The sequence below is a fragment of the Microcystis sp. LSC13-02 genome, from assembly GCA_002282935.1.
GTDB lineage: Bacteria > Cyanobacteriota > Cyanobacteriia > Cyanobacteriales > Microcystaceae > Microcystis.
Genome location: MTBT01000076.1, coordinates 1 through 9,159 on the forward strand (window position 1 = coordinate 1; position 9,159 = coordinate 9,159).

The following is a 9,159-nucleotide window of genomic DNA, read 5'->3' on the forward strand; positions in this document are numbered from 1 at the left end:
GGATGGTAGTGGCAATATCGCATTCCTGAAAAAGCACACAGACTGGCGTAAGACCTGGAAGTTAATTGTTCCGGGTAACTTTGGCGGCAATGATTACACTGATTTGTTGTTTTACGATACTACCGCGACTTCTTTAACGGCTCCGATTGTTGTTACAGTACCCCCAGCCAATGCACCTACAATTCCTCAAGGTTTTCATTCCCCCTTTAGTTTTACTCCATCTGGCGCTCCCGTAATTCAGTGGAATGGCTACACTTATTGGGCGTATAGTTATACCGACAACAGGATGGCTATGGCTATCGTTGCTTATGATGCCAAAGGTCAGATTGTTAAACAGTGGGAAAAACCTGGTGCTCGTTATCTTACCAGCATCACTGTAGATGCCGAGGGGAAAACTATTACCCTTACCGGACAAGCAAACCTTACGACTGTATTGTCATGGGACGAATTAAAGTTATAAGAGCGATATACGCTTGTATCATATCTTGAACGGCAATTATCGCATCTTGATGTGTGTTTGTGTTTCAATGCAGCTTTTTTCTGCTTCTATCTAACACAATCAAGACAATCAAGCTAAATTGAGGGAGAGTTGATCGTTATTTAACTGAAAATAGCGATCGCTTTTTTAAAATTAACCTTGAGATTAAGCAAGAGGAGTAAATTTGACAGGAAGAGTTTTTAATCTTCTTGAAATCTTGCTTTCGCACCAGTCTAATTTATCTGTATGCACTTGAAGCCTGGCTAAAAACATTCCTATGCAATAGTGAAGGCCACCGCCAAAACCCAAATTAGGTTTGCGACGACTGAAATCCAGTTGTTGGGGATTAGAAAAGTATTCAGGGTCATGGTTTACTGCACCGAGATAGATAACGACATACTCCCCACGATGAATAATTTTTCCTGAAACCTCAACGTCTTCTATTGCTCGACGAGAGACATACTGAATAGGACTATCATAACGTAGCAATTCTTCGACAATATTTTCAATATTACCAGGATTTTGTCTTACATATTCTAAACTTTGTGGGTGTTTTAAAAGGGCTAAAAGACCATTACTCAGTAGTCCTTTCATTGATTCCTGGGATGTCGCAATTAACAGAATAGAAGTGCTAATTATTTCATCTTCTGTTAGGGCATTGATATTATCTTTATAATTAGCTAACTGGCTGATCAAACCGTCGTTTGGTTGTCTTTTATATTCAGCTACTTTTTGAGCAAAATAGGCTCTATGTTCAATGAGAATTTGATTTTGCTCTTTATATTCTTCCAAAGATACTGGTTGATCAAAAATGAAAACGGTCTTAGCAGACCATCGAATTAATTGTTGATAATCTTCAATCGGTAAACCTAATATTTTAGTAATCGCAAAAGCAGGAAGAGGGGTCGCAAAATCTGCTATGATTTCCATCTCTCCCCTTGGGGCAAATCTATCCAGTAAATCGTCAACAATTGCCTGAATTTTAGGACGCATAGCATTGAGCGAGGCTCTAGAAAAGGATGAAATTAGTGCGTTTTTAATTCGAGTATGATCGGGTGGTTCCAAAAAAAACAACCATTTATCAGTAGTTTGTGCAAGAATGTCTAGATTATCTTCTTTGAGATAGGCACTTTTTAGCTGAAGGCGTTCAGGAAAATTATCTACTTGGAATCGCTTATCATTTAAAATAGTAAGGGCATCGGCATAACGAGTAATAATCCATGTTCCAAAAATACTTTTGTGGATAGGATCTTCTTGACGAAGCTGCGCAAACACAGGATAGGGATTAGCCTGAAATTCTGCATCAAAAGGATTAAATAAAACTTTGTTCCCATTCATGATTAAAGTCACCCCTATTTTTGAGCTAGTTCAGCTACTAAATATTCAGATAATTCACTAATTTTGGGATATTCCCAAAATAAAATTGGGTCTAGCTCTAAACCAAGCATAGCTTCTAACTCGCCAGTAAGACTCAATGCAACGGAAGAATCTAGTCCATAGGTGAAAATAGATTTTTCTAAATCAATGTCTTCCCTATCTACACCTAGAAGACTTGCCAGCCTATCTGTTAGCCACTGTTCAATTTTTTCTCGACTCATAACAACAAGTTACCACCAAAACATTTGCAAAGAAAAACAAATACCTGTCATGATAACTTATTTTGTTGCCATTGTGCAACAATCGCCAGCCTGTTTGTCAGAAAAGCATGACGACAAGCCTGGCGTTGAATTTTACCGCTGGAGGTTTTGAGAATACTCGCGGGTTTAATTAATGCGATCGCATAAACCTGTAAGGCATGATGGAGAGCAACGGCTTCACGAATAGCCGAGAAAACTTCATTGACATTTAACTTGCTTAAATAGGTACGCTCTACTTCCTGAACAATCACCAATTTGTCTTGATTATCTACTTCTATTGTAAAAGCTGCCCCAGAATCTAAACGCAGAGCCTGATGACTTTGTTGTACAGAATATTCAATGTCTTGGGGGTAATGATTTCGTCCCCAAATAATGATGACATCTTTGATTCTTCCCGTGATAAATAGTTCTCCTTCTCGCCTAAAACCTAAATCGCCTGTTCGGAGAAAATTTCCTTGATCCCCATCAGCTAATTTAGCCTGAAAAGTTGCGATCGTTTTTTCTTCTTGTTGCCAATATCCTTGGGCAACACTAGAACCCGAAACCCAAATTTCTCCCACTTGATTTTCATCACATTCTAAACAACTTTCAGGATCGACAATTTTTACTGCCATATTTTCCCAGACATGGCCGCAACCGACAAGTTCCTGATAATTTTTACTGTCTTTCTCCGCTTCTACTACCTGATTATTCTCTAAGGATTCTGATTGAACATTTAAGTAAACTGGCTCATCTTCGATATTACCTCCAGAAATCATTAGTGTGGCTTCTGCCATGCCGTAACAGGGATAAAAATATCGAGATTGAAACCCAGAAGATTGAAACTTGTTAATAAAGTTTTCCATCGTTTTTCGTCGTATTGGCTCGGCTCCATTGTAGGCACTGATCCAACTACTGAGATCAAGCATTTCTTGTTGTTCAGACGTAATTCTCTGCACACATAATTCATAGCCTAAATTTGGACCGCCGCTATGAGTAGCTTGATATTTAGTAATTGCTTCCAACCAAAGCATTGGATTTTTTAAAAAAGATTCAGGCGACATAACAACACCTAAAAAACCTGTATAAAGCGGTTGAATAATACCATCAATTAAACCCATGTCATGGAAACTGGGCAACCAGGTCATAGAAACACTTTTTCCTGTCAGTTGAAATGCTTTTTGAATGTAAGCAGAATTATGGGCAACGTTGTCATGGGAAATCATGACTCCTTTCGGCGCACCAGTTGAACCTGATGTGTATTGAAGAAATGCTAGGGTATCACCGCTAATCCTGGGAAGATGCAATTTAAAGTCTTGGTTATTATTCACATTGTCTGTCACCAAAAGTCTGGTTACTGATAAGTCTAAAAAAGATTCAAGTGTTGACTTAATTTTCTCTAAAAGTGAACTGGTTGTCAGAATAATTTGAGGGCGAGAATCTTCAATAATTGCTAGTAATCGAGACATTTTTTGATTACGCTTTGGTGGGTAAGCGGGAACCGCAACAATCCCAGCATATAGACACCCCAAAAAAGCTGTAATAAATTCTAAACCTTGGGGATAAAGTAATAAAGCGCGATCACCTTGGCGGCAAAGAGAAAGTAAGCTATCAGCGATCGCCTTTGATTCTTGTTCTAAGGTTTTGTAGTCAATGGATGATTCTTGATTTTGGCCATCCTTAAGAAAGATGTAGGCTAACTGATTGGGGGTTTGCTCGGCTCTGGTGTCAAGAATTGAGGTTATTGCTTTCATTGTCGCTTCAATATGAAATTGCAAGGGTTGATTTAATTTGATTGTGTTCCAAGTAGAACATAACTAAACTTTCCCCCTATGAATGTACTAGCTATAGCCGAAAGTCTTACAGAGACTCAGTTAAAGCAATTCAAAGCTAATGTACTACTGGGTGCCAACTCCTGAAATCCTTACGCCGATAGGGTTGGAAGCAAAATTTTTCAAATTTGACTTTTCGACCATTATAGCTTGTTTCGCAGCAGAAAACCATCAAAAACATCGCTACAGAGGGAATCGCTGACTATAGAGACTAATGACATCATCGGTGATCATCAGGTTAGCGATCACTATACAGCCAACTCTACTGTCTGTTTTGCCAATTTCTCCCAAGTACTGCCTCCCAACTCCAGCCCTCAGATTGCGGCTTTTTCGATGTCCTCAGTCATCGACAATCAGCGAAAATCCTCGGGGTATTTGCGTCTGGCGGCATTGGTTCATCACTTGCAAGCGACATTCACGTTCACAGCTGACCAAGGAGATTTCGCTAAAAAGTGGTGTAATCGGTTATTCTATGACCCCACCGACAAACTTTTTCAGCAAACCCTAATTACTATTGATGCGACTTAAAAAAGCTTGTAGGCGCTCGCTGTGGGGATGATTAAAGAAGGTGTCGGGATCAGCTGCTTCTTCGATGACACCTTGATTGAAGAACAAAACCTTGTTAGAGACTTCCTTAGCGAACTGCATTTCGTGGGTGACGACCACCATAGTCATACCCTCATCGGCCAATTGACGCATAACGTTTAACACTTCCCCGACCAATTCCGGATCCAGGGCCGAAGTGGGTTCATCAAATAAAATCACCTCTGGTTTCATGCAGAGACTGCGTGCGATCGCCACCCGTTGTTTTTGTCCTCCCGATAACTGGTCAGGATAAACATCGGCTTTTGGGGCCAATCCCACCTTTTCCAGATAATGAATTGCCGTATCTTTAGCCTCATTTTCCGAGTGGTGTAACACTTGCTTGGGGGCCAACATCAAGTTTTGTAAAACGGTGAGATGGGGAAAAAGATTAAAGTGTTGAAACACCATGCTTACCCGGCTGCGTAACTTGCGGAGAACCGATTGATTTAACTTCGGGGAAGAGATGTCAATTCCCATCACCTCCAAGCGGCCGCCGTTAATTGTTTCCAAACGATTGAGACAGCGTAAAAAGGTACTTTTGCCGCAGCCAGAGGGACCGATTACCGATACCACATCCCCTTGATAAAGAGTGCCTGTAACTCCTTTAAGTACCTCTAAAGGGCCGTAACTTTTGCGTAAACCTTCACTGACAATCACAGGGGTAGTAGTGGTCATGATATCCTCTCGTAAAAAATTTTACATTCTGTATAAAGGTATCGAGATTAGTTTCTGCCAGATTGTATCCTTGACGACATTTTATCAAAGGTAATAATCATAATACTCAAATAGTCTCTCTACATCTGCCTTAAGTGAGAAGTAGGTCAGAGTTTCTAGCTTAATTGAGCAAAAAAATCAAGGAGTAAAACTTAAAAAATGATTAAATTTTGGCGAGGGCGGGCGGTGCTGAGAGGGCTCTTTGCCTTGTTAGGATTAGTCTTGGCGATCGGATTAAGTGTTATTCCCGCTTTTTCTCAGACTCCTCCTAATCCTTTTCGAGTCGCCACAGAAGCGACTTTTCCGCCCTTTGAATTTCAACAAGGGGGACAATTAACCGGGTTTGATATCGATTTAATGCGGGCGATTGGCAAGGAAGCCGATCTCAACATTGACTTTAGAAATTTACCCTTTGATGGCATTATTCCGGCTCTACAAGCAAGAACAGTGGAAGCCGCTATTAGTGGCATGACCATCACCGCCGAACGCGCCCAAGCGATTTCTTTTTCTCGACCTTATTTTAGGGCTGGTTTAGCGATCGCTGTTCGGGAAGATAATCGGACGATTAAAAATTTTGAAGACTTAAAAGGCAAAAGAATTGCCGTTCAAATTGGCACTACGGGAGCCTTAGAAGCGACAAAAATACCGGGAGCAACAGTTAGTCAATTTGACTCGGCGGCTTTAGCTTTGCAGGAATTAATTAATGGTCGAGTCGAGGCGGTAGTTAACGATAAACCCGTGACTTTGTATGCAATTAAACAAGCGGGTTTACGGGGAGTAAAAGTGGTCGGAGAATTATTAACGGAAGAATTCTATGGCATTGCTTTACCCAAAAATTCCCCCTATCTCCAATTAATTAATGATGCTCTCGGTCGAGTCATAGAAAGTGGTCAGTACGATGCGATTTTTCGGCAATGGTTTGGAGAAAAACCGCCCGAATTACCTTTAGTTGCCCCAGCTTTAAAGAATTTACAGGAATCGAGTTTTAACTGGGGAGAATTATTCTATAACCTGATTTTTAAAGGGGTTCCTTGGACAATTTTGTTAACGGTTCTGTCTTTTCTGTTCGGGTTAATCGGCGGAACTTTAGTGGCTATTGCCCTGATTTCTCCCTACAAATGGTTAAAAATAATTTGCCGCATCTATGTGGATTTCTTTCGGGGAACACCCATGCTGGTGCAATTATTCTTGATCTATTTTGGTTTGCCCGGGTTGTTCCGAGAAATTGGCTTAAATATCGACTTAGATCGTTTACCGGCGGCCTTATTTGCCCTAAGTTTAAATGTGGCGGCCTATTTAGCTGAAATTATGCGCGGCGGTATTCAATCGATCGATAATGGTCAATGGGAAGCTTGTTCTAGTTTAGGAATGTCCCCGATGCAAACCATGCGCGAGGTGATTTTTCCCCAAGCGTTTCGCCGGATGTTGCCACCGTTGGGGAATGAATTTATCACCCTAATTAAAGATACCAGTTTAGCGGCAGTAATCGGTTTTGAAGAATTATTCCGGCAAGGTCAATTAATGGTAGCCACTACCTATAAAGCTTTCGAGATTTATATCGCTGTTGCTGTAGTTTATTTGGTTTTAACTACCCTTTCCTCTGTGGTATTTAAGCGCTTAGAGATTTATATGGATCCCCTACATAAATCTAAACAGGAACAGAAAGCCTAAGATAGCGATCGAGATGAAAAGTTTTCGGGTATGAATTAGCTTTGATACCCAATTTTTTTGACGATGATCGATATTTCAAGCATTAAACTATAGCAAATCGGGCAAAGGACAGTTAGGGTAGAAAGAAAGAAGTTTTATAGTTGCACACGGGGTTAGAGATAGCGGGGGAATTTACCAGAATGTAGCGCACAAGTCCTAGTTTTTATCAAATACTGGCAACCAACTCTTGAAAAGCTAAAAATATGCCTAGAAATCACCCCCGAACTCTTGAGGCAGCGAGCGCAGTATATCCGGCCCCAAAGTTGTCTCACCAGTTTGTACTAACCAACGTTCCAAGTTACGATTGGCATCGATAAACTTCTGGGATGAGTCTCCCTTGTATCCGACCACTAATCCATCCGAACAAACGATCCACTCGAATCCAGCGATCGCACCTTCGGGATTACTGAGGATCACCCCTCGATAACCCAAATTGCCACTAGGTTCACCGGCGTTGGTAGGGGACAAACGCTGCAGTCGTTGGAGTAGTTCCTGACTATCGCGCTCGTTAAGAGTCCAATGGGGATTGGGACGACCACTAAATATATCGAGTTCTACTTGCACAATGGCCTCCACTGTCTGAGTGTAAACTATTAGGCCGAGCAGGCAAAAGAGGGGTATGGCGATCACCACAATTGCTGCCACCTTTCCCCTCCTTCCCTCAGGTTCTATCTTAGCCATCTAACTGACCTGAGTTGAAACGTTTAACGAATTTTTTGGCTCTTACAAGTATAGAAATAGCCACAAAATTGCGTATAAATTCCGCGATTACAGGTTTCGGGATTTGTAATCACCCGGTTACTATTATCAACATTTCTGACCAGCGTGGAACCAGGTTTATGACTCCAGAAACCCTCTTTATTCAGTCGATACCAGTGGAAATCTCGTCCTGGAGCTATAACTAGGGCGACCAGATAGCGAGGGGCTTCGGAGGTGGGGAAACAATTATAACGCACGTGTAAGCCATCACACAGGGAAGCTCGGGTCACTTCCGCACAGGTGAGCGAGCGGTAGATATTACCACAACCGCGTCCGGGTTGGGCAAAGGTATCGGTGCGTTTGTTACTGGCGTAATTGTAGCAGTTATTGTTCCGCAGGATAGTTGCGTTGTTGTTCCAGAAACTGGGATTATAAGCTCCCAATTCGTATTGGCAGGCGGCCTTGGGGGTTTCGAGGGGGATTTCGACAGCTTCGGGGGATAATTCTAATCCTTCCGTATCGAGGAGCGTCAAGCGCTCACCTACATATAATTGTTCCTGCAAAAACCCCTGTAGATCTGCATCTAAAGATAGAGCTTCTTCTTCAGGGGTCATTCTGGTGGTTATTTCGGCACTATTGATTAAACCGACCAGTCTTTCCGCAATAGCATTAGCTTTAGAACTGATAGCATATTGTCCAGCCGCTAAATAAATACTCTCTGGCAGATTGTAATTGCGGCCCACCTCATCGTTGAGGGGTTCTACTAAAAATCCCCGTAATCCTAGACCAGCGTTGGCTGGTGCCGATTTAGCGATGACACTAGCATTATTAGCGATTTCCCGCAGGGTAGCGCGAATTTCCTGTTCATCGCTGATAATCCACTCCGGATTCGCTCGTCCAGAATATAGATCCGCAGTAATTTTTAACATCTTTTTTCCCTTTGTTTGAAGTCAACAATCTTGTCTTAGGTGCTCAGTGACTTGTCCCACGAGTGTCAGATTTATGCACTCGCAAAAGTGACTTGCTCCCAGACACTCCTACCATACATTTAAGAAAATACGGGAGCATCTATCTTAGGTCATAAGTAGAAATATTTAAGGGGTAATACCATTTTTTAAAAAGTATGTTATACTCAGTAACCGGACAATTTATGCAGTAAAAAGGCAATGAGTGGAGTCCCCAATCTTAATATTGCTGAGTCAGTAGAAGACTTAAAATCCTTACTAAAGCAACAAGTAACCTCTTTAAATTGCTAAAGTACAATCCTTATATATACTAAAAATTAGGCTCTTCTAGGTTCTGTATGAGGATGGTATAATGGTAATACAGAACAGGAGGTGGGTTATGTGGATAAATTTTGAGCAAATCCTCGATTTACCAAATGTAACAGTGGTAAATTATCAAACAAAGGAATTATTTCCCAAAGCTAAAATCGTCTTTGACATCCTCACCGCCGTAAACGGACGGTGATTCCCAAACCTCACGATTTAGGTTTCTGCTTCTTTCCCTTGCGGGGTTCCGCACC

At 41.5% G+C, this 9,159-nt stretch carries 8 protein-coding genes and 2 pseudogenes; 3 read left to right on the top strand and 7 right to left on the bottom strand.

Annotation, left to right across the window (positions count from 1 at the left end; genetic code table 11):
* Positions 1-460 (top strand): hypothetical protein (locus tag BGL89_RS04595; protein ID WP_286824663.1); only part of this gene is annotated, 460 nt, incomplete at its 5' end.
* A 183-nt stretch (positions 461-643) separates the two neighbouring features.
* Here BGL89_RS04595 and BGL89_RS04600 read toward each other — a convergent pair.
* The 5 genes and pseudogenes from BGL89_RS04600 to BGL89_RS04620 form a co-directional block, all read right to left on the bottom strand.
* A complete protein-coding gene (locus BGL89_RS04600) occupies positions 644-1,816 on the bottom strand; it encodes a cytochrome P450 (protein WP_286824664.1) in 1,173 nt (390 codons plus the stop codon).
* A gap of 14 nt (positions 1,817-1,830) precedes the next feature.
* Positions 1,831-2,076: an acyl carrier protein gene (locus BGL89_RS04605; protein ID WP_036390104.1), complete on the bottom strand. Its 246-nt coding sequence runs from the start codon at positions 2,074-2,076 to the stop codon at positions 1,831-1,833.
* Positions 2,077-2,123: 47 nt separating this feature from the next.
* On the bottom strand, positions 2,124-3,848 hold the full coding sequence (locus tag BGL89_RS04610; RefSeq protein WP_286824665.1) for a fatty acyl-AMP ligase: 1,725 nt from the start codon (positions 3,846-3,848) through the stop codon (positions 2,124-2,126).
* Positions 3,849-4,184: 336 nt separating this feature from the next.
* A pseudogene (locus BGL89_RS04615) lies at positions 4,185-4,393 on the bottom strand (transposase); the annotation flags it as partial.
* Between the two features lie 37 nt (positions 4,394-4,430).
* Positions 4,431-5,186 carry an amino acid ABC transporter ATP-binding protein gene (locus BGL89_RS04620; RefSeq protein WP_286824666.1) on the bottom strand — a complete coding sequence of 252 codons (756 nt, stop codon included), beginning with the start codon at positions 5,184-5,186 and terminating at the stop codon, positions 4,431-4,433.
* A gap of 198 nt (positions 5,187-5,384) precedes the next feature.
* Here BGL89_RS04620 and BGL89_RS04625 point away from each other — a divergent pair, with 198 nt between their 5' ends.
* Entirely contained in the window at positions 5,385-6,896 is a 1,512-nt protein-coding gene (locus BGL89_RS04625; protein ID WP_286824667.1) for an ABC transporter permease subunit, read from the top strand.
* Positions 6,897-7,142: 246 nt separating this feature from the next.
* On the opposite strand, the gene BGL89_RS04630 is transcribed toward BGL89_RS04625, so the two are convergent.
* On the bottom strand, positions 7,143-7,616 hold the full coding sequence (locus BGL89_RS04630) for a hypothetical protein (RefSeq protein WP_286824668.1): 474 nt from the start codon (positions 7,614-7,616) through the stop codon (positions 7,143-7,145).
* A gap of 23 nt (positions 7,617-7,639) precedes the next feature.
* Positions 7,640-8,563, bottom strand: a complete 924-nt coding sequence (locus BGL89_RS04635) for a hypothetical protein (RefSeq protein ID WP_286824670.1) — start codon at positions 8,561-8,563, stop codon at positions 7,640-7,642.
* A 237-nt stretch (positions 8,564-8,800) separates the two neighbouring features.
* Here BGL89_RS04635 and BGL89_RS04640 point away from each other — a divergent pair.
* Positions 8,801-8,921: pseudogene (locus BGL89_RS04640) on the top strand (IS630-like element ISMae27 family transposase); the annotation flags it as partial.
* Positions 8,922-9,159: the final 238 nt, after the last annotated feature.

Coding starts and splice junctions, on each gene's coding strand:
- BGL89_RS04600 (WP_286824664.1), bottom strand. CDS start 1,816: ATGAATGGGAACAAAGTTTTATTTAATCCTTTTGATGCAGAATTTCAG.
- BGL89_RS04605 (WP_036390104.1), bottom strand. CDS start 2,076: ATGAGTCGAGAAAAAATTGAACAGTGGCTAACAGATAGGCTGGCAAGT.
- BGL89_RS04610 (WP_286824665.1), bottom strand. CDS start 3,848: ATGAAAGCAATAACCTCAATTCTTGACACCAGAGCCGAGCAAACCCCC.
- BGL89_RS04620 (WP_286824666.1), bottom strand. CDS start 5,186: ATGACCACTACTACCCCTGTGATTGTCAGTGAAGGTTTACGCAAAAGT.
- BGL89_RS04625 (WP_286824667.1), top strand. CDS start 5,385: ATGATTAAATTTTGGCGAGGGCGGGCGGTGCTGAGAGGGCTCTTTGCC.
- BGL89_RS04630 (WP_286824668.1), bottom strand. CDS start 7,616: ATGGCTAAGATAGAACCTGAGGGAAGGAGGGGAAAGGTGGCAGCAATT.
- BGL89_RS04635 (WP_286824670.1), bottom strand. CDS start 8,563: ATGTTAAAAATTACTGCGGATCTATATTCTGGACGAGCGAATCCGGAG.